Source organism: Arsenicicoccus dermatophilus, assembly GCF_046267915.1.
Classification (GTDB): Bacteria; Actinomycetota; Actinomycetes; order Actinomycetales; family Dermatophilaceae; genus Arsenicicoccus; species Arsenicicoccus dermatophilus_A.
This window is the reverse complement of record NZ_CP176520.1, coordinates 3,046,884-3,064,409: the sequence shown is the minus strand read 5'-3', so window position 1 is coordinate 3,064,409 and position 17,526 is coordinate 3,046,884. Positions and strand designations below refer to the sequence as shown.

Sequence of the window (17,526 nt, the reverse complement as noted above, 5' to 3'; positions counted from 1 at the left end):
GCGGGGCAGGCCACGCTCAGGGCTGCAGGATCGTGTTGTCCAGCAGGCGGGTCCGCCCGAACCGCACGACCAGCGAGACGAGCGCCCCGGTCTCGGGGACGGTGTCGAGCTCGGCGAGGGTGTCCGGGTCGGCGACCGAGACGTAGTCGAGCTCGCCCGCGGGGGCCTCGCGCTGCACGAGACCGCGCACCAGGGCCCGCAGCGCGTCGCCGTCGCGGCCCCCGTCGCGCCATACCTGCTCGACGGCCCGGACGGCATGGGAGAGCACCACGGCCTGGGACCGCTGCTCGGGGGTGAGGTAGACGTTGCGGCTGGACCGGGCCAGACCGTCCTCCTCCCGCACGATCGGCTCGACCCGCACGACCACCGGGATCGCCAGGTCACGCACGAAACGCCGCACCACGACGGTCTGCTGGGCGTCCTTCTGCCCGAAGTAGGCCCGGTGCGGCCGCACCACGTTGAACAGGATGGTGCAGACCGTCGCCACGCCCGCGAAGTGCCCCGGGCGGCGCTCGCCCTCGAGCACCTCGGTCACCCCGTGGACCTCGACCGACGTCGCCGACCCAGGGGGATAGACGTCCTCGACGCCCGGCGTCCACACCAGGTCGACCCCCGCTTCGCGCAGCAGCGCCAGGTCGCGCTCCAGGTCCCGCGGGTAGGTCGCCAGGTCCTCGCCCTCGCCGAACTGCGTGGGGTTGACGAAGATCGACACCGCCACGGCCCCGCCGTCGCGCTGCGCCGCCCGCACCAGCGACAGGTGCCCGTCGTGCAGGTAGCCCATCGTCGGGACGAGCGACAGCTCCCGCCCGTCGGCGAGCAGCTCGGCGCGCGCCCGGTCGAGCTCATCGCGGGTGGTGACGACGTGCATGGTGCTCTGCTCCTGGAGGTCGTATGCCGGAAGGGACTACTCGCGCTCGCCCGCCCGCCGCACGGCCTCGGCGAGGATCGCTGGGTCCATGGCGGCGGCGTTGGCCGCGGTGGGGAAGCGACGCTCGCGGACGTCGTCGGCCAGCCGGTCCAGGGCGGCGGCCGCGTCGTCGGCGAGCGTGGCGTAGCGGGTGGTGTGGCGGGGCACGTGCTCGTCGTACAGGCCCAGCACGTCGTGCCAGACCTGGACCTCGCCGGAGCAGCCGACGCCGGAGCCGATCCCGATGGTGGGCACGGGAACTCGTGCGGTGATGGCCTCGGCGAGCGGCGCGGGGACGAGCTCGAGCACGATCGACCAGGCGCCCGCCTCGGCGAGGGCCTCGGCGTCGCGGAGCAGCTCCACGGCGCGGGCGGCGTCCTTGCCCTGGACCCGCAGCCCGATCTGGTGGACCGACTGGGGGGTGAGCCCGAGGTGGCCCATGACCGGGATGCCCGCGTCCACGAGCCGGCGCACGGTGGGGGCGACGGCGCGGCCGCCCTCGAGCTTGACGGCCCCGGCGCCGCCCTCGGCCATCAGGCGGCCGGCGCTGCGCAGCGCGTCCTCGGGCGTGGCGTAGGTGAGGAAGGGCAGGTCCGCGACGACCAGGGCGCGCCGGGTGCCGCGGACGACGGCGCGGCAGTGGTAGACCACGTCGTCCAGCGTCACCGGCAGTGTCGAGTCCTGGCCCTGGACGACCATGCCCAGCGAGTCGCCGACGAGCACCATCGGGATCGAGGTGCGGTCCACGATCCGCGCGGCGGTGTAGTCGTAGCAGGTCACCATCGGCAGCCGCTCGCCGTCAGCATGAGCCCGGAGCAGGTCGGGGACGGTGCGTCGGCGGACCGGCTGGTGGACGGACACGTCAGCCCTCGTGCTCGGCGGAGGCGACGTCGGGGGCCGCGTCGGGGGACAGGGTGTCGGCAGCCAGACCCTCGACGGACTGGGGGCCGCGCAGCGCCTGGGGGTGCTGGCGGCTGGTGATCAGCTCGGCGATGGAGTTGTCGCGGGGGTCGACCAGGACGACGCGGGGGTGCCAGTCCTCGGGGACCGGCACGGTCACCTGCTGGTAGGCCATGACGATGACCAGGTCGCCGGGTTGCACGAGCCGGGCGGCGGCGCCGTTGAGCTGGATCTCGCCCGAGCCGCGCTCGCCGGGGATGGTGTAGGTCTCCAGGCGGGCGCCGTTGTCGATGTCGACGACCTGCACCCGCTCGTAGGAGTCGATGCCGGCGGCGTCGAGGAGGTCCTCGTCGATGGTGATCGAGCCGACGTAGTGCAGGTCGGCGGCGGTGACGCGGGCGCGATGGATCTTGCCGCTGACCATGGTCTTGAGCTGCACGGGAGGTCCTCCGGGAGTGGGGGTGAGCGTCCTGATGCTAGGTGACGCGGCGGGGTCCCCGGTGCCGGTCGGTCGATCGAGGGCCCTCAGGGTGGCCCGGATCTCGGCCTCGGACCGGCCGGTGACCTGCAGCAGCGGTATGACGGCCCGCGCGGCGGCGGCGTAGAGGTCGAGGGCCGGCGGCTGGTCGTCGAGGGCCGCGCGGTGGCGGGCGAGGGTGCCGGTGTCGCCGCGGACGAGGGGTCCGGTGAGCGCCTGGGCGGGGCCCACGGCGTCCACGGCGGCCAGGGAGCCGCGGGCCAGGTCGGTGAGCGCCTGCCGGGACCCCTCGCCCAGGCCGCAGGCGCGCAGCAGGGCCTCGGCCTGCGTGACCGCGGCGACGGTGCCGAGGACGGCCAGGCTCGCGGCGGCGTGGTAGGTCGCGCGGTGCTCGGGGGCCAGCCGGGCGGGGACGCCGCCGAGGTCGCGGGCGAGGGTCTCGAGGCGGGTGGCGAGGGGCTCCGGCGCGGTGATCGTGCACAGGGTGCCGGGGGCGAGCCGGGCCGCCGTGGTCGGGAAGGCCTGGAAGGGGTGCCAGCACCCGGTCGCCCAGCCGCGGGCGGCGAGCGCGGCCAGGGCGTCCGGCCCGGTGGCGCCGGAGCAGTGGACCACGGCGGCTCGCCCCCGGGCGGCGTCGACCTCCGGGGCCACCCGTGCCAGCTCGGCCGCCACCACCGTGATCGCGTCGTCGCTCACCGCCAGCACGAGCAGCCCGCCGCGGTCGCGGACCTGGGTCGCTGCCTCGGCATACGTCAGGGTCGGCACCCCGCAGGAGGCCGCCAGCGCGGCCACCCGGCCGGCGTCGCGGCCGCTGACGCCGGCGAGCCTCCCGACCCCGGCGAGCCCGTGCGCCAGGGCGCTCGCGACCCGCCCGGTGCCGACGACGACGGCGGGGGTGCTCACGCCAGCGGGGCGTAGAAGTAGGTCGTGCGCCGGACGATCCGGTCGCCGGCGAGGGTGTAGAAGTCGCCGAACCGCAGGTCGAGCGCCGCCCCGTCGCGCCGGACGCCCCGGAAGGTGCCCTGGACGGCCACCTCGTCGCCGGCCACCACGGCGTGGGTGAGGGTGTGTCGACCGGACGCGATGACCCGCTCCCCGCCGTAGAACGCGCGCAGCCCCTCGTGCCCGACGATCGGGGGATAGCCCGGTCGCTCGTAGGTCGCGTCCGGCGTGAACAGCTGCACCAGCGCCTCGGTCTCGCCGGCGTCGACGAGCTCGAAGTAGCGGGCGACGGTTTCCGGGACGGCCGGGGGCGTCGGGCTCATGAGGGGGGTCCTTTCGTCATACGACCTGGTCATGGCGGTGTCGACGGTATGCCGTGGGGAACGGCTGGAACACATCGTCTCGGATCCGGGACACAACCGCCACCCCCGGTGCCGACCGACCCGCCCGCCCGCCCCACAATCGTGCTCATGGACGAGCAGCAGACCGTGCGCGTGGGCCGCGGGCCCCTGACCTTCGAGGACGTCGTGGCGGTGGCCCGGCACGACGCCCCGGTCGAGCTGACCGGGTCGGCCGTGGAGGAGATCGCCCGGTCCCGCACGGTCATCGAGGGCCTGGCCGGCGACACGGTGCCGCACTACGGCGTCTCCACCGGCTTCGGGGCGCTCGCCAACCGCCACATCCCGCTCGACCTGCGCGCCCAGCTGCAGCGCTCGCTCGTCCGCTCGCACGCCGCGGGCTCCGGCCCCGAGGTGGAGCGCGAGGTGGTCCGTGCCCTGATGCTGCTGCGCCTGTCCACCCTCGCCACCGGCCGCACCGGGGTCAAGGTCGAGACCGCCCAGGCGTACGTCGGGATGCTCAACGCCGGGATCACCCCGGTCGTCCACGAGTACGGATCGCTCGGCTGCTCGGGCGATCTCGCGCCCCTGGCCCACTGCGCGCTCGCGCTGATGGGGGAGGGCCCGGTGCGGCTGCGCACCGGCGAGCAGGTCGACGCCGCCGACGCCCTGCGCGACGCCGGCCTGACGCCGATCCGCCTGGAGGAGAAGGAGGGTCTGGCCCTGATCAACGGCACCGACGGCATGCTCGGCATGCTGGTGCTCGCGATCACCGACCTGCGCGACCTGCTCAAGGTCGCCGACGTCAGCGCCGCGATGAGCGTCGAGGGCCTGCTCGGCACCGACGCGGTCTTCGCCGCCGACCTGCACGAGCTGCGGCCCCACCCGGGCCAGTCCGCGTCGGCCGCCAACCTGCGGGCCGTGCTGGCCGACAGCCCGATCCGCGAGTCCCATCGCTCGCACGCCTGCACCCGGGTGCAGGACGCCTACTCGCTGCGCTGCGCCCCCCAGGTCGCGGGTGGCGCGCGGGACACGGTGGAGCACGCCGCGCAGGTCGCCCAGCGTGAGCTCGCCGCCGCCGTGGACAACCCGGTGGTCACCCTGGACGGGCGGGTCGAGTCCAACGGCAACTTCCACGGCGCGCCCGTCGCCTACGTCCTGGACTTCCTGGCCATCGTCGCCGCCGACGTCGCCTCGATGAGCGAGCGGCGTACCGACCGCTTCCTGGACAAGGCCCGCAACCACGGCCTGGAGCCCTTCCTCGCCGACGACCCCGGCGTGGACAGCGGCCACATGATCGCGCAGTACACCCAGGCCGCGATCGTCTCGGAGCTGAAGCGCCTCGCGGTGCCCGCCTCCGTGGACTCGATCCCCTCCAGCGCCATGCAGGAGGACCACGTGTCGATGGGCTGGTCGGCCGCCCGCAAGCTGCGTCGTGCCGTCGACGCCCTCGCCCGGGTGCTCGCCATCGAGGTGCTGACCGCCGCCCGCGGCATCGAGCTGCGCGCCCCGCTGCAGCCCTCGCCCGCCACGGGCGCCGCGATCGGCGTGCTGCGCGGCGGCGGCTGGGAGGGCCCCGGCATCGACCGCTTCCTGGCCCCCGACATCGCGCTCGCCCACCAGGTCGTGACCGACGGGAGCCTGCTCGCCGCGGTGGAGGGGGTCACCGGCCCCCTGCGCTGAGGGCACGGCATACTGGATCCCCTTGGACCGAGGGGGATCTCGTGCGCAACCTGACCTGGCCGCTGTCGCCATGGGGACGTTTCCTGACGGGGGTGGCGCTGGCGCTCGTCGCCGGGCTGCTCGCCGCCGGGGTGCTGGCGCTGCTGGGGCAGGACCCCACCGTGCCGGAGATCCTCTTCGGAGCGCTCGTCTCGGGAGTCCTGCAAGGGGCGCTGACGGCGGTGGCGCTGCAGGGCGGCGAGAACGTCTGGCACCCGCAGCGGCCACGCTGACCTGGGCTGCCGACGCGCGGTCCGGAGCGTCGCCGCGGTCGAGTAGCGTTCGCGTCGTGGCCCCTTCGGTGAACGCCGTCCGCCCGTCCCTCTCCCGCCGATCGTCCTGGTCGCCCGGGCGCACCGCCTGGTGGGTGACCTGTCTGCTCGTCGTCGCCGTCCCGGCGTTGGCGGTCCTGGTGCGGGGCTACGTCGGCGCCGACGTCGCGGTCTATCGCCGTGGCGGCGAGGACGTCGGGCGCCTGGACGACCTCTATCGCGCCGGCTGGCAGGGGCTGCCGTTCACCTATCCGCCGTTCGCCGCCCTGGCGTTCTGGCCGCTGCACCTGGTGTCGCCCGTCGTGATGTCGGCGCTGTGGTCGGCGCTCGTCGGGGGGCTGCTGGCCCGCACCACCTGGCTCCTCGCGGGGCCCCTGCTGGCGGCCCCGCCGACGGCCGAGGACGCGGTGGGCAGGGACGCGAAGGCCAAGGGCGCGGCGGGCGGGTGGCGCCGCTCGGCATACCTCCGCGCGACCCTGCTGCTCGCCGCCACGGTCGTGAGCGAGCCCGTCCTGCGCACCTGGCTGCTCGGGCAGGTCAACGTGCTCGTCGTCTGGCTGCTCGTCGAGGACTGGCTGGGCCGCGGCCGGCTGCGCGGCTGGCTCACCGCGCTCGCGGTCGGCGTCAAGCTCACCCCCGCCGTCGTCGGGCTCGCCCTGGTGCTCGAGGGTCGGTGGAAGACGCTGGGCGCCACCGTGGTCGGCACGCTCGGCACCGTCGCCGTGGCCTGGCTGGTGCGGCCGCACTCGTCGGTGACCTACTGGTGCGGCGCGCTGCTGGACCCGGGCCGCGTCGGTGGCATCGAGTATGTCGGCAACCAGTCCCTGCAGGGCGTGATCTGGCGGCTCGCCGGTCCCGGGGGAGCCCCGGCGGTGTGGGGCACGTCGGCGCTGCTGACCGTCGGGCTCGCCGCCCTCGCCGCCCGCCGGGCCGTCGGGGCGGGCGACCGCCTCGGTGCCCTGCTCGGCTGCCTCGTGGCGGGCTGGCTGGTGTCACCGATCAGCTGGTCCCACCACTGGGTGCTGCTCGTGCCCTTCCTGGTGTGGTGCTGGCGCGGCCGGGATCTCGCGGTGCGGCTCGTCGTGGTGGCGCTGCTGCCCTGGGCCTACGGCTGGCTGCCCTGGCTGACGCCGAGCGAGCACCACGCGGAGTTCCACCACACCCCCTGGCAGCAGCTGCTCGTCAACGCCCAGCCGTTGCTCACCCTGCTCCTGCTCGCCCTCGTGGCGGTCCGGCCGAGGTGGTCACGGGCGAGCGACGATCTGGTCGTTCAGCCTGCGGCCACTTGTCATTCACGACCAGCGACCCAGGGCGCCCTATCGTCAGCGAGGTGATCAGGCGTGGTGTCGTCGGTGCCTTCCTCGTGCTGGCGGGGGGCTTCGTCACGACGCCGCTGCCCCGCTCCCTCGGAGCCGACCTGGTGGCGCCGCTGGCGCACGTCGGCAGCACCATGGAGGGGCGGATGGTGGGCCTGGCGCTCAACGTCCTCGGCCTGGCCCTGCTCTCCTGGGCCTGGCTCACCCTGGTCAAGGCGTGCAGCCGCGGCCACGACGGCGTCGACGTCGCCACCGTGCGGCGGGCGACCTGGGCCTGGTCGCTGCCCCTGCTGCCCGCGGCCCCGCTGTTCAGCCGGGACGGGTTCAGCTACATCGCCCAGGCCGAGCTGACCCGACGCCTGCTGTCGCCATACACCTTTGCTCCCGACATGCTCAGCGGCGTCTGGAACGAGCGCGTCGACCCCCGGTGGCTGTCCACGGTGACGCCCTACGGCCCGGTGCCGCTCGTGTGGGGGGCCGTCTGCACCACCCTGACGCGGGATCCCTCTGTCGCGATCGTGCTGGAACGCTGCTCGTCCCTGCTCGGCATCGCGCTGCTGCTGTGGGCCATCCCGCACCTTGCGCGGTGGTGCGGGCGCGACGGCGCCACCGTCACCGCCCTCGTCGTCGCCAGCCCGCTGATGATCGCCCACGGGGTCGGCGGGCTTCACAACGACGTGCTCCTCGCGGGCCTTGCCGCCGCCGGCCTGGCCCTCGCCGGACGCGGGCAGTGGGGCTGGGGCGCGGTGCTCGTCGGCCTCGCCGCTGCCGTCAAGGTCCCCGCCGGGATGGTCGCCGTCGGCATCGTCCTGGTCAGCCTGCGCGCCGACGCCACCCTGCGGGCGCGCCTGACCCGGGCCCTGGCCGTCGCCGCCGTCGCGGTCGCCACCCTCGTCGCCGCCGGCATCCCCTATCACCTCGGCGTCGGCTGGGTCTCCGCCCTCGCGGTGCCCGGGGAGGTGCTGACGCCCTTCTCGGTGTCGAGCACCGTCGGGCGCGTGATCGGCTGGGCGGCCGAGCGACTCGGGGCCGACGACGTGTGGGCGACCTGCCTCACCGTGGCCCGCACGATCGGTATGGCGCTCGCGGTGCTCGTCGGCGCCGCCGTCGCCCTGCGGGTGCGCACCGGGGACCGGGCGGCCGCGCTCGCGGGACTGGCCGTCACGATGCTCGCCGTGCTGCTGCTCAGCCCCGTCGTCCACGCCTGGTATGCCCTGTGGGTGATCCCCTTCGTGGCCCCGCTGCGCCTCGGGCAGCGCCGGCTGCGGGTGCTGCTCGCGGTCAGCGTGGTCGCCGGGATCTCGGCCCCGCTGGACTCCTCGCTCGAGGGGGCGATCCCGGCGACCGTGCTCACCACGGCGATGGTGCTGGCCGTCGTGGTGCCGCTGCTGGTGCGGACCGGCCCCGTGGCGTCGGCCGCCCGCCTCACGCCGGCCGAGCACGCCGACGCCGACCGCGTGGCCGCCGGCCTGGTCGCCTGACCGGCAGACACCGCTCGCCCCTCGCCTCGCCCGCCACCCCGCCCGCGTGCCCTGTCGCAAGACGTGACGGGTACGGGTGGGGGAGGGGCGTGGTCAGTCGCGGGGGCGGGTAGCCAGCTCGCGGTGCAGCGCCAGCATCCGCTCGACCGGCGCCGCCCAGGGATAGCGCTCGGCGCGCGCCCGCGCCGCCAGGCGCCGCTGCGCCTCCGGCCGCTCGGCCACGCGGAGCACGGCGTCGGCCAGGGCCTCGGGATCGTCGGCGGCCGCCCAGCCGCCCGAGGTGTCGTCGACGAGCTCGCGGGCGCCCCCGCGGTCGGCGGTCACCACGGGAGTGCCGCACGCCAGGGCCTCCAGCACCGCCAGCCCGAAGGTCTCGCCCGCGCACAGGCTCAGCGAGACGTCGGCCTCCCCGAGCCGGCGGGCGATGGCCCCGCGGCCGGCCACGTGCCCGTGGAAGATCACCGGCAGCCCGGCGGCCAGCGCCTCCAGCTCGCCGCGCATCGGGCCCTCGCCATACACGTCGAGGTGGACCGGGACGCCGCGGCGGTGCAGGGCGCGCAGCACCTTGAGAGACAGGTGCGGCTCCTTCTCGCGGGACAGGCGCCCGGCGTGGACGAGCCGGAGCAGACCGTCCCGGGGTATGTCGGCGCGGACGGCCTCGTCGAGCGGGGCGAAGGTCTCCAGGTCCACGCCGAGCGGCACCCGGTGCAGCCGGGTGGCGTCGACGGCCGCGAGCCCCGAGAACTCGCCCGCGGCATAAGCGCTCGTCACCACGATCTCGTCGTAGACCCGGGCCAGCCGCCCGTTGAACCACCGCAGCGGGTGCCGCAGGCTGCGGGACAGGCCCGTGCCCAGCCCCACCCGCAGCGAGAGCATGGCGTCGAGCCGCTCGTGGGAGAACAGCACGGTCGGGATGCCCCGCCGCTTGGCGGCCACGGTGACCGCGAGCAGCGTCGTCTTGTCCGACACCTCCAGCGAGGTGGGCCCGAAGGCCTCCAGCGCCCGCAGCACCGGCCGGGGGTCGACGATCATCCGGTAGCCGCCCGAGACGGTGGGCGCCGCCACCGTGACCACCCACCCGAGCTCGGTCTCGATCCAGTCGTCGGTGGAGCCGGGCACGACGAGCAGCCGTTGCGCGCCACCGGCGCGGTAGCCGCGGGCGAGCTGGTCGATCGCGATCTTCATGCCGCCGGACGTCGGGCCCACGAAGTTGGCCAGCTGGGCGATGCGGAGCTCCACACCGCGACCCTAGCGGCCCGCCCCCGACCGGGCTGCTCCGGGCGACCGCGCCCGGCGACGGATCCCGCCCTGGCACCGGAGCGGGTCTATCCCCCGCACGGCCCCCTCACGGTGGGTAGTCTGCGAGGCATGGCGGATGTGATCCAGGGTGAGGTGCTGTCGTTCGACGCGGTCAAGGGGTATGGCTTCATCGCCCCGATGGACGACGGCCCGGACGTGTTCCTCCACGTCAACGACATCGTCGGCGACCGATCCCAGGTGCGACCGGGCGTGATCGTGGAGTACGTCGCGGAGGAGGGCGCCAAGGGCCCCAAGGCCGCGGAGGTCCGGGCGCTCGGCGACGAGACCGACGTCCGGCGGCTGCGGGCCCAGGCGGTCGACCCGGTGGCGGTTCGCGACGACCGTCCCGACGGCGAGGTGGACGTGCTGTCGCCGCGCGAGTTCGAGGCCACGGTCACCGAGCTGCTGCTGCGCGCCGAGCCCACGCTCACCGGCACCCAGATCATCCACCTGCGCACCCGGCTCGGGGCCATGGCCCGCGGGTTCGGCTGGGTCGAGGACTGACCGCTCCACGGCGTCCGGCCCGAGCGCCTCGGCGCGGGGGAGGCCGCCGAGGGTGATGTCTCGGATGCGGGACAGTTACCCGGTCGGGCTGCTGGTCCGGCGTGCTCCCCCGGGGGTGGGATGGAGGGACTTTCTTTCCGGCCTACGGTCCGGCAGCGCTGCCGAGACCGCACCATCAGCAGGAGGCAGCCATGGACGGCGCCCGCCCCGTCCGCGCACCGCGCGGCACCACCCTCACCGCACGCAGCTGGCAGACCGAGGCCCCGCTGCGCATGCTCATGAACAACCTCGACCCCGAGGTGGCCGAGCGTCCCGACGACCTCGTGGTCTACGGCGGGACCGGCCGGGCGGCCCGCGACTGGCGCAGCTTCGACGCCATGGTGCGCACGCTGACCACCCTCGAGGACGACGAGACCATGCTGGTCCAGTCCGGACGGCCCGTCGGCGTCATGCAGACCCACGAGTGGGCGCCGCGCGTGCTCATCGCCAACTCCAACCTCGTCGGCGACTGGGCGACCTGGGAGAAGTTCCGCGAGCTGGAGCAGCGCGGGTTGACGATGTACGGCCAGATGACCGCCGGCTCCTGGATCTACATCGGCACCCAGGGCATCCTGCAGGGCACCTACGAGTGCTTCGCGGCCATCGCCGAGCGGCGGTATGCCGGCAGCCTCGCCGGCACCCTGACCCTCACCGGCGGCTGCGGCGGCATGGGCGGCGCGCAGCCCCTCGCCGTGACCCTCAACGGCGGCGTCGTGATCGTCGTCGACGTGGACGAGGCGCGGCTGCGGCGGCGGGTCGAGCACCGCTACCTCGACGTGGTGGCCTCCTCGCTGGACGACGCGGTGGAGCAGGCGCTCGCCGCCAAGACCGCCCGCAAGGCGCTGTCCGTCGGCGTCGTCGGCAACTGCGCCGAGGTCTTCCCCGAGCTGCTGCGCCGCGGCGTCGAGATCGACGTCGTCACCGACCAGACCTCCGCCCACGACCCGCTCAGCTATCTGCCGGTCGGCGTCGAGGTCGACGAGTGGGCCGACTACGCCGCCAAGAAGCCCGAGGAGTTCACCGACCGGGCCCGCGAGTCCATGGCCGCGCACGTGCAGGCCATGGTCGACTTCCAGGACCGCGGCGCCGAGGTCTTCGACTACGGCAACTCGATCCGCGACGAGGCCCGCAAGGGTGGCTGCGAGCGAGCCTTCGAGATCGAGGGCTTCGTGCCGCGCTACATCCGGCCGTTGTTCTGCGAGGGCAAGGGCCCCTTCCGCTGGGCGGCGCTGTCCGGCTCCCCCGAGGACATCTACGCCACCGACCGCGCGGTGCTCGACCTCTTCCCCGACGACGACCGGCTGCAGCGCTGGATCCGCGGGGCGCGCGACAAGGTCGCCTTCGAGGGTCTGCCCGCCCGCATCTGCTGGCTGGGGTATGGCGAGCGCGACCGCGCCGGCCTGAGGTTCAACGACATGGTCGCGAGCGGTGAGCTGCAGGCCCCCGTGGTGATCGGCCGCGACCACCTGGACTGCGGCTCCGTGGCGTCCCCCTACCGCGAGACCGAGGCCATGGCCGACGGCTCGGACGCCATCGCCGACTGGCCGCTGCTCAACGCCCTCGTCGCGGCGTCGTCAGGCGCCTCCTGGGTGTCGATCCACCACGGCGGCGGCGTCGGGATCGGCCGCTCCATCCACGCCGGTCAGGTGTCGGTCGCCGACGGCACGCCGCTCGCCGCCCAGAAGCTCGCCCGCGTGCTGCGCAACGACCCCGGCATGGGCGTCATCCGGCACGTGGACGCGGGCTACGAGCGCGCCGACGAGGTCGCGGCCGAGCGCGACGTGCGGATCCCCATGCGCGAGGGCTGAGCCACCCGGTCCCGGCCGCCTCGCCGCCCGCTCAAGGCCGTCTCGTCGCCCGGCCCCGGTCACCCCTGCTGCGGGTGGTCGGGGCCGCCGTCCGGCATACGGCTGGGCAGGTCCGTGGGGCGCAGCAGCCGGGGCAGCCGCCGCTGCAGGCCGCGCAGGGCGTGAAGGGTCTCGACGTCGTCGAGACCGGTGCACGTCGCCCACTCCACCCCGACGCCCAGCCCGTCGCTGACGAAGGCGATCTCGGTGCAGTCCAGTGCCCAGTACCAGTCCTCGGCGGTGAGTCCGGCGCCGCTCGAGATCGCCCGATGGAGGCGGTCGGTCCGGGCGTAGAAGTCCGCCACGTCGGCGCACTCGAGCAGCGTGATCAGGGCGGGGCTCGGGGCGACCGGGCCGCCCCACTCGCCCAGCCCGCTGCCCAGCACCTGCTGCTCGATGCGGGTGAGCTCGATGGTGATCGTCGCGTCCGTCATCACCCGAGCATGCCGCACGCCCGGCCCGGAGCGACCGGCGTCGTCCACAGGTGCCGCGCGACGTCGAAGAAGTGGGCGTCGCCGGACAACCGTTCGGGGGACCCGTGCGTCTCACAGACGGGCGCCCGATGGGTGCGCACCTCCTGGGGGGATCCGATGAGAAGTCTCAAGACGGCGGCCGCCGTGGCCGCCGCGATGATGATCGTGATGCTGCACCTGTGCGTCTGCGACACCGACCAGCCGGCGTCGCCGCAGGGACGAGCCGTGTCCGTGATCGTGGGGTACGTGCAGCGCACACCGGCTCCCACGCGCACCCTGCCGCCCCCGTCCGCCCTGCCCTGACCCCCGCCCGGCACCCACCGATTGGCCCGCCTGTCGTACGCCCGCTCGGCGGTACTCGCCGATGGCGACCACACCCGCGCCCGCCCCGCGCTGAATTGCGCTCGCAGCTCACACAGTGCACGTTCTGGGCGTCGAGACGTGCACTTTCTCAGCTGCGAGCGCGGAAGGGGTACGAGGGCGTGATCCACAGGCCCCATGCCCGAGCCGCGCTCCTGTGCATAGTGATCTTCAGCGGGTGCAAACCTGATCAAACTGTCGAGCATGACCACGAACAGAAGGCTCCCTCCAGGACTCGCGGCTCGCCCCTTCTTCACGGTCGCGGAGGCGGTGGAGCTGGGAGTCTCACGCCGTACGCTGGCGCGGCTGCCGCGGCCCCATCGCGGCGTACTCGGCCACCACCTGCCCACCACCGTCCTCGAGGACGCGCAGGCCCTGTCCCTCGTGCTCCCGCCGGGATGCAGCTACTCGCACCTGACCGCCGCCTGGCTGCTGGGACTGCCGGTGCCATGGCGCTGGAGTGCCCGTGAGCGGCCGCACCTCGACGTGGCGTGCTACGGCCGTACGCCGCCACGGCGCGAGCGGGTCGACGGGCACCGGCTCAACCGTCCGGACCTGCCCACCGTGATGCTGCCCGAGCTGTCCGTCCCAGTCCTCGATGCCCCGCACGTGTTCCGGCAGCTGCATGCCCGCGCCGGAGCTGAACGCCCCCGTCGTCGACGAGCTCGGTGAGCCCTTCGCCTATGCCGACTTCCTGTGGGAGCGCTACAAGCTCGTGGTCGAGTACAACGGCGACCACCACTTCCGGACTCCGGAGCAGCGGCTCGCCGACGAGGCGCGGCGCAACCGGCTCGAGCGCCTCGGCTATCGGGTGATCGTGATCAACCGCGTCGACCACTTCCAGCACTGGGAGCGCACGATGCAGGCCGTGGAGCGTGCGCTGGCGGAGCAGGCCCGGTCGCTCGGGGTGGCTGCCTGAGCTCGCAGCCCAAGAACTGCACGTTCTGGCCCCCAAAACGTGCGCTGACTGAGCTGCGAGCGCGGAAGGGTGCCGGGGAGGCGCCGAAACGTGCGCGGGAGGGGGAGGTATGCCGGGAGGACGGCGTCAGAGCCACCCGCGCTGCTGGGCCTCGCGGGCGGCCTCCACGGCGGTGGCGGTCGACGTCTTGGCGATGGCCGACGAGAGGTGGTTGCGCACCGTCCCCGCCGACAGGAACAGCCGCGACGCGATCGCCGGCGCCCGGTGTCCCTCCAGCGCGAGCCGCAGCACGTCGACCTCGCGGGCGGTGAGCGACGACGCGCCGCCGTACAGGGACTCGGTGGCGAGGGCCGGGTCGACGACGCGCAGCCCCGCGTGGACCCGCCGCACCGCCTCGGCCAGCTCGGAGGCGGGGGCGTCCTTGACCACGAAGCCCGAGGCGCCCGCCTCCAGCGCCCGCCGCACGTAGCCCGGCCGCCCGAAGGTGGTCACCACCAGCGACCGCACCCCGGTCGTCTCGCGGGCGAGCTGCGCGGCCACCGCGATCCCCTCGAGCCCGGGCATCTCGATGTCGAGCAGGCACACGTCGGGGCGGGTCTCCAGGACGGCGGGCAGCACCTCGTCGCCGCGCCCGACCTGGGCGACCACGTCCAGGTCCGGCTCCAGCGAGAGCAGTGCGGCGAGGGCCCCGCGCACCATGGCCTGGTCGTCGGCGAGCAGCAGGCGGATCACAAGGTCACCTCCAGTCGGGTGCCGCGGCCGCCGGGGCCGCCGGCGAGGTCCAGGCCGCCGCCCACGGCGGCGACGCGTTCGCGCAGGCCGCGGATCCCGTTGCCCTCGCGGCCTCCTCGCAGCCCGCGTCCGTCGTCCTCGACCACCAGGGAGCCGGGGCCGAGGCGGACCGTGCAGCGGGTGGCGTCGGAGTGGCGGACGACGTTGGTGACCGCCTCGCGCAGCATCCAGGCGAGGACCGTGCGGTGGCGGGGGTCGACGACGGTGAGGTCGGTGGGCAGGTCGGGCTCGATCCCGGCGCCGGTCAGGGCGGTGCGGGCGGCGTCGATCTCGTCGGCGAGCACGGCCACCCGCAGGCCGCCGACGGTGGCGCGGATCTCGGCCAGGGCGGTGCGGGTCAGCGAGCGGATGTCGGCGAGCTCGGCCCGGGCCCGCTCCACGTCGACGTCGAGAAGCCGCTCGGCGAGCTCGGCCTTGACCGACACCACGGTGAGGGAGTGGCCGAGGACGTCATGGACGTCCCGCGCGACCCGCTCACGCTCCTCGGACAGCCGCAGCCGCTCCACGGCCCGGTCGTACTCCAGCCCGCGCGCGTTGCTCACCCGCGTCACGAAGGTGCTCACCGTGACGATTCCGAGGATCGCGAGCATCCCCACCCAGTCCGAGCCCCGACCCGTGATCAGCGGTACGCCGACGGCGAGCGCCCACACCACCGCGCTCAGGGCCAGCCCCAGGGCGATCGGGAAGGTGAACGCCAGGAAGGACACCAGGAACGGCGCGATGCCGAGGGCCTCGAGACCGATCACCGGCAGCTGTCCCGCCACCAGGGCGATCAGCACCGCGAACAGCCGGTAGGCGAGGCGGGACCGTGGCCAGGGCGTCTCGGCCCAGCAGCGGGCGCAGCCGTAGACGAAGACCGCTCCGAAGGCCGCCAGGTCGGCCAGGCCCAGCGCCCGCACCCAGACCGGGTGGGGCGTCCGCACCATCGCGATGGCGGGATGGACGAGGAAGACCAGCCAGACGGCGGGCATGATCCAGGCGAACCGCACCCAGGGGTTGTCCGGTCCGGGCGCCGAGGCGGCGCCGGCCTCCGTCGGACCGGCCCCGACCGGCGCGGCCTCCGTCGGGCCGGCTCCGACCGGGGCAGTCCCGCTCGGGACGGCAGCCGTGACCACGCCGTCGGTCACGCCCGCTCCCGGCCGCGGCGCACCAGCAGCGTCGCGAGCACCCCGAGGATCACCAGCCATGCCGCCACGTTAGCGAGCGGGATCCACAGCGGCTCGGCGACCAGGTGGCCGTCGCCGTCGATGGTGTGGCCGCCGGTCAACGGGTGGCGGGCGAGCTGGGCCACGCCATACAGGGGGGTGAGACGCCCGATCTGCAGCAGGACGCCGGACAGCGGCATGAACAGCCCGCCGAGGAAGGCCAGCACGACCAGTGCGCCGCTGGCGGCGCCGACGGCCGAGCGCGAGCGCATCCCCAGCCCGAAGCACAGCCCGAAGAGCGCGAACATCGCGGCGCCGAGCACCACGAGCAGCGCGGACTGCCACCACACCTGGTGCTCGGCGCGGGCGCCGGTGGTGGCGGCGGTGGCATAGATGACCGCGACGGGCAGGGCGGCCATGGTGACCGCGGCGGCGGCCTTGACCAGCACGAACTGCGCGTCGGCCAGGGGCGTCAGGCCGAGCTGGCGGCCCCAGCCGAGGGTCTTCTCCAGGGCCGCGGCCGCGCCCAGGGAGGAGGTGGCGCTGATCGCGCCGTACAACGCCATCGAGATCATGACGTGCGCCGCGAGGTTGCCGTGCCCGGCGGAGAGGTCGCCGTACGACCGGGAGGCACCGAAGACGAGGTACATGAACAGCGGCATCCCGGCGGTGAAGAACAGGCCGACGCGGTCCCGCAGCTCGCGGACCATCTCGTAGCGGTAGTAGGTGACGTTCATCGCTGCAGCTCCAGGGTGCGGGGGTGGTCGGCGGGTGGGGTGTCGGCGGTCGCGCCGCCGGTGAGGTCCACGAAGGCCTGGTCCAGCGAGCCCCGGCTGACCTCGAGCTCGCGGGCTCCCCCCTCCAGGAGCACGCGGGCGAGGGTGTCGGAGTCGGTGCACCGGGCCGTCAGCCGGATGCCGGTCCGTCCGGTCCCGACGGTCTCGACCTGCCCGACCCCGGGGGTGCGGGCGAGGAGGCCCTGCACGCGGGACAGGTCGGCGGCGTCGACGTCCGCGGAGACGACCCGCGTGGACGAGCGGGCGCGCAGCTCGGCGACGGTGCCGTCGGCGACGACCCGGCCGCGGGCGACGAGGACGATCCGCTGCGCGAAGTGCTCGGCCTCCTCCAGGTAGTGGGTGGCGAAGACGACGGTCCGGCCGGCCGCGGCGTCGGCGTGCATGGTGGCCCAGAAGTCCTGGCGCGCCTGCACGTCCATGCCGGCGGTGGGCTCGTCGAGGATCAGCAGGTCCGGCTCGGGCAGCAGCGCGAGCGCGAACCGCAGCCGTTGCTGCTCGCCGCCGGAGCAGGTGGCGACGCGGCGGTCGACGAGGCGGGTGAGCCCGGCCCGCTCGACGACCTCGGTGACGTGGGCGCGGGAGCGCAGCGCCAGCTCGCGATAGGTGGAGGCGACCAGGTGGACGGTCTCGCGGACGGTGAGGTCGTCGAGCAACCCGCCGGTCTGGAGCACGGCACCGACGCGCCCCGCCTGCACCGCCGCGCGCGGCGCGCCGCCATACGTCCGGACCGTCCCGGAGGTGGGGGAGGTGAGCCCGAGGACCAGGTCCAGGGTCGTCGTCTTGCCGGCGCCGTTGGGTCCGAGGAAGGCCACCACCTCGCCGGGCAGCACGGTCAGGTCCAGGCCGTCGACGGCGGTGACCGTCTCCTTCTTGACCCGGAACTCCTTGCGCAGGTCGCGCAGCTCGATCGCTGGTGTCGTCATGGCTCCCAGCCTGGTCCGGACCCGGTCCCCGCCTGCAGAGGCGGCTGTCACGTCGCCCCCATGACACCTGTC

At 74.5% G+C, this 17,526-nt stretch carries 19 protein-coding genes and 1 pseudogene; 9 read left to right on the top strand and 11 right to left on the bottom strand.

From position 1 onward, the window contains the following. Positions 1 to 16: 16 nt before the first annotated feature. From panC to ACK2IS_RS14410, 5 genes and pseudogenes are all read right to left on the bottom strand, one after another. The gene (gene panC / locus ACK2IS_RS14430; RefSeq protein ID WP_409483984.1) at positions 17 to 868 is read right to left on the bottom strand and encodes a pantoate--beta-alanine ligase; all 852 of its coding nucleotides are present in this window, start codon (positions 866 to 868) and stop codon (positions 17 to 19) included. Between the two features lie 36 nt (positions 869 to 904). Next, positions 905 to 1,768 carry a 3-methyl-2-oxobutanoate hydroxymethyltransferase gene (panB, locus tag ACK2IS_RS14425; RefSeq protein WP_409483983.1) on the bottom strand — a complete coding sequence of 288 codons (864 nt, stop codon included), beginning with the start codon at positions 1,766 to 1,768 and terminating at the stop codon, positions 905 to 907. A gap of 1 nt (position 1,769) precedes the next feature. Further along, positions 1,770 to 2,231, bottom strand: coding sequence for an aspartate 1-decarboxylase (gene panD, locus ACK2IS_RS14420; RefSeq protein ID WP_409485682.1), 462 nt, complete (start codon positions 2,229 to 2,231; stop codon positions 1,770 to 1,772). A gap of 171 nt (positions 2,232 to 2,402) precedes the next feature. Beyond that, positions 2,403 to 3,188 (bottom strand): annotated as a pseudogene (locus ACK2IS_RS14415) (Rossmann-like and DUF2520 domain-containing protein); the annotation flags it as partial. Beyond that, on the bottom strand, positions 3,185 to 3,550 hold the full coding sequence (locus ACK2IS_RS14410; RefSeq protein WP_409483982.1) for a nuclear transport factor 2 family protein: 366 nt from the start codon (positions 3,548 to 3,550) through the stop codon (positions 3,185 to 3,187). The pseudogene ACK2IS_RS14415 and the gene ACK2IS_RS14410, both read right to left, overlap by 4 nt. Before the next feature lie 147 nt (positions 3,551 to 3,697). Between ACK2IS_RS14410 and hutH the strand changes: the two genes are divergently transcribed. From hutH to mptB, 4 genes are read left to right on the top strand one after another with little or no spacing between them, the layout of a single operon-like run. Continuing rightward, positions 3,698 to 5,248, top strand: coding sequence for a histidine ammonia-lyase (gene hutH / locus ACK2IS_RS14405; protein WP_409483981.1), 1,551 nt, complete (start codon positions 3,698 to 3,700; stop codon positions 5,246 to 5,248). Between the two features lie 41 nt (positions 5,249 to 5,289). Then, complete coding sequence (locus ACK2IS_RS14400; RefSeq protein WP_409483980.1) at positions 5,290 to 5,520, top strand: hypothetical protein; 231 nt, start codon at positions 5,290 to 5,292, stop codon at positions 5,518 to 5,520. A gap of 56 nt (positions 5,521 to 5,576) precedes the next feature. After that, positions 5,577 to 6,893, top strand: coding sequence for a glycosyltransferase 87 family protein (locus ACK2IS_RS14395; protein ID WP_409483979.1), 1,317 nt, complete (start codon positions 5,577 to 5,579; stop codon positions 6,891 to 6,893). Then, positions 6,890 to 8,356, top strand: coding sequence for a polyprenol phosphomannose-dependent alpha 1,6 mannosyltransferase MptB (gene mptB / locus ACK2IS_RS14390; RefSeq protein WP_409483978.1), 1,467 nt, complete (start codon positions 6,890 to 6,892; stop codon positions 8,354 to 8,356). Before ACK2IS_RS14395 ends, mptB begins: the two co-directional genes overlap by 4 nt. A gap of 93 nt (positions 8,357 to 8,449) precedes the next feature. On the opposite strand, the gene ACK2IS_RS14385 is transcribed toward mptB, so the two are convergent. Further along, positions 8,450 to 9,595, bottom strand: coding sequence for a glycosyltransferase (locus ACK2IS_RS14385; protein WP_409483977.1), 1,146 nt, complete (start codon positions 9,593 to 9,595; stop codon positions 8,450 to 8,452). A 129-nt stretch (positions 9,596 to 9,724) separates the two neighbouring features. Here ACK2IS_RS14385 and ACK2IS_RS14380 point away from each other — a divergent pair, with 129 nt between their 5' ends. Both ACK2IS_RS14380 and hutU read left to right on the top strand, forming a co-directional pair. Then, positions 9,725 to 10,159 (top strand): cold-shock protein, encoded by a 435-nt coding sequence (locus ACK2IS_RS14380; RefSeq protein WP_409483976.1) that lies wholly within the window; start codon positions 9,725 to 9,727, stop codon positions 10,157 to 10,159. Positions 10,160 to 10,350: 191 nt separating this feature from the next. Then, entirely contained in the window at positions 10,351 to 12,006 is a 1,656-nt protein-coding gene (hutU, locus tag ACK2IS_RS14375) for a urocanate hydratase (RefSeq protein ID WP_409483975.1), read from the top strand. A 59-nt stretch (positions 12,007 to 12,065) separates the two neighbouring features. Here hutU and ACK2IS_RS14370 read toward each other — a convergent pair whose 3' ends face one another. Continuing rightward, positions 12,066 to 12,479, bottom strand: a complete 414-nt coding sequence (locus tag ACK2IS_RS14370; RefSeq protein ID WP_409483974.1) for a hypothetical protein — start codon at positions 12,477 to 12,479, stop codon at positions 12,066 to 12,068. A 156-nt stretch (positions 12,480 to 12,635) separates the two neighbouring features. Between ACK2IS_RS14370 and ACK2IS_RS14365 the strand changes: the two genes are divergently transcribed. The 3 genes from ACK2IS_RS14365 to ACK2IS_RS14355 all read left to right on the top strand — a co-directional run bounded on the left by ACK2IS_RS14365 (position 12,636) and on the right by ACK2IS_RS14355 (position 13,797). Beyond that, the gene (locus ACK2IS_RS14365; protein ID WP_409483973.1) at positions 12,636 to 12,821 is read left to right on the top strand and encodes a hypothetical protein; all 186 of its coding nucleotides are present in this window, start codon (positions 12,636 to 12,638) and stop codon (positions 12,819 to 12,821) included. A 261-nt stretch (positions 12,822 to 13,082) separates the two neighbouring features. Then, the gene (locus ACK2IS_RS14360) at positions 13,083 to 13,550 is read left to right on the top strand and encodes a hypothetical protein (RefSeq protein ID WP_409483972.1); all 468 of its coding nucleotides are present in this window, start codon (positions 13,083 to 13,085) and stop codon (positions 13,548 to 13,550) included. Then, a complete protein-coding gene (locus ACK2IS_RS14355) occupies positions 13,504 to 13,797 on the top strand; it encodes an endonuclease domain-containing protein (protein WP_409483971.1) in 294 nt (97 codons plus the stop codon). Before ACK2IS_RS14360 ends, ACK2IS_RS14355 begins: the two co-directional genes overlap by 47 nt. Positions 13,798 to 13,923: 126 nt before the next feature. On the opposite strand, the gene ACK2IS_RS14350 is transcribed toward ACK2IS_RS14355, so the two are convergent. The 4 genes from ACK2IS_RS14350 to ACK2IS_RS14335 are packed head-to-tail and all read right to left on the bottom strand — an operon-like array spanning position 13,924 to position 17,454. Next, positions 13,924 to 14,529, bottom strand: coding sequence for a response regulator (locus ACK2IS_RS14350; RefSeq protein WP_409483970.1), 606 nt, complete (start codon positions 14,527 to 14,529; stop codon positions 13,924 to 13,926). After that, positions 14,526 to 15,716 carry a sensor histidine kinase gene (locus tag ACK2IS_RS14345; protein WP_409483969.1) on the bottom strand — a complete coding sequence of 397 codons (1,191 nt, stop codon included), beginning with the start codon at positions 15,714 to 15,716 and terminating at the stop codon, positions 14,526 to 14,528. Before ACK2IS_RS14345 ends, ACK2IS_RS14350 begins: the two co-directional genes overlap by 4 nt. Continuing rightward, on the bottom strand, positions 15,713 to 16,471 hold the full coding sequence (locus ACK2IS_RS14340; protein WP_409483968.1) for an ABC transporter permease: 759 nt from the start codon (positions 16,469 to 16,471) through the stop codon (positions 15,713 to 15,715). The genes ACK2IS_RS14345 and ACK2IS_RS14340 overlap by 4 nt, the downstream gene beginning before the upstream one ends. After that, the gene (locus ACK2IS_RS14335) at positions 16,468 to 17,454 is read right to left on the bottom strand and encodes an ABC transporter ATP-binding protein (protein WP_409483967.1); all 987 of its coding nucleotides are present in this window, start codon (positions 17,452 to 17,454) and stop codon (positions 16,468 to 16,470) included. The genes ACK2IS_RS14340 and ACK2IS_RS14335 overlap by 4 nt, the downstream gene beginning before the upstream one ends. Positions 17,455 to 17,526: the final 72 nt, after the last annotated feature.

Excerpts from the sequence above, each read along its gene's own strand:
- panC (WP_409483984.1), bottom strand. The coding sequence starts at position 868 with ATGCACGTCGTCACCACCCGCGATGAGCTCGACCGGGCGCGCGCCGAG.
- hutH (WP_409483981.1), top strand. The coding sequence starts at position 3,698 with ATGGACGAGCAGCAGACCGTGCGCGTGGGCCGCGGGCCCCTGACCTTC.
- ACK2IS_RS14380 (WP_409483976.1), top strand. The coding sequence starts at position 9,725 with ATGGCGGATGTGATCCAGGGTGAGGTGCTGTCGTTCGACGCGGTCAAG.
- hutU (WP_409483975.1), top strand. The coding sequence starts at position 10,351 with ATGGACGGCGCCCGCCCCGTCCGCGCACCGCGCGGCACCACCCTCACC.
- ACK2IS_RS14335 (WP_409483967.1), bottom strand. The coding sequence starts at position 17,454 with ATGACGACACCAGCGATCGAGCTGCGCGACCTGCGCAAGGAGTTCCGG.
- ACK2IS_RS14360 (WP_409483972.1), top strand. The coding sequence starts at position 13,083 with ATGACCACGAACAGAAGGCTCCCTCCAGGACTCGCGGCTCGCCCCTTC.
- ACK2IS_RS14340 (WP_409483968.1), bottom strand. The coding sequence starts at position 16,471 with ATGAACGTCACCTACTACCGCTACGAGATGGTCCGCGAGCTGCGGGAC.
- ACK2IS_RS14365 (WP_409483973.1), top strand. The coding sequence starts at position 12,636 with ATGAGAAGTCTCAAGACGGCGGCCGCCGTGGCCGCCGCGATGATGATC.
- ACK2IS_RS14370 (WP_409483974.1), bottom strand. The coding sequence starts at position 12,479 with ATGACGGACGCGACGATCACCATCGAGCTCACCCGCATCGAGCAGCAG.
- ACK2IS_RS14355 (WP_409483971.1), top strand. The coding sequence starts at position 13,504 with ATGCCCGCGCCGGAGCTGAACGCCCCCGTCGTCGACGAGCTCGGTGAG.
- ACK2IS_RS14410 (WP_409483982.1), bottom strand. The coding sequence starts at position 3,550 with ATGAGCCCGACGCCCCCGGCCGTCCCGGAAACCGTCGCCCGCTACTTC.
- panD (WP_409485682.1), bottom strand. The coding sequence starts at position 2,231 with ATGGTCAGCGGCAAGATCCATCGCGCCCGCGTCACCGCCGCCGACCTG.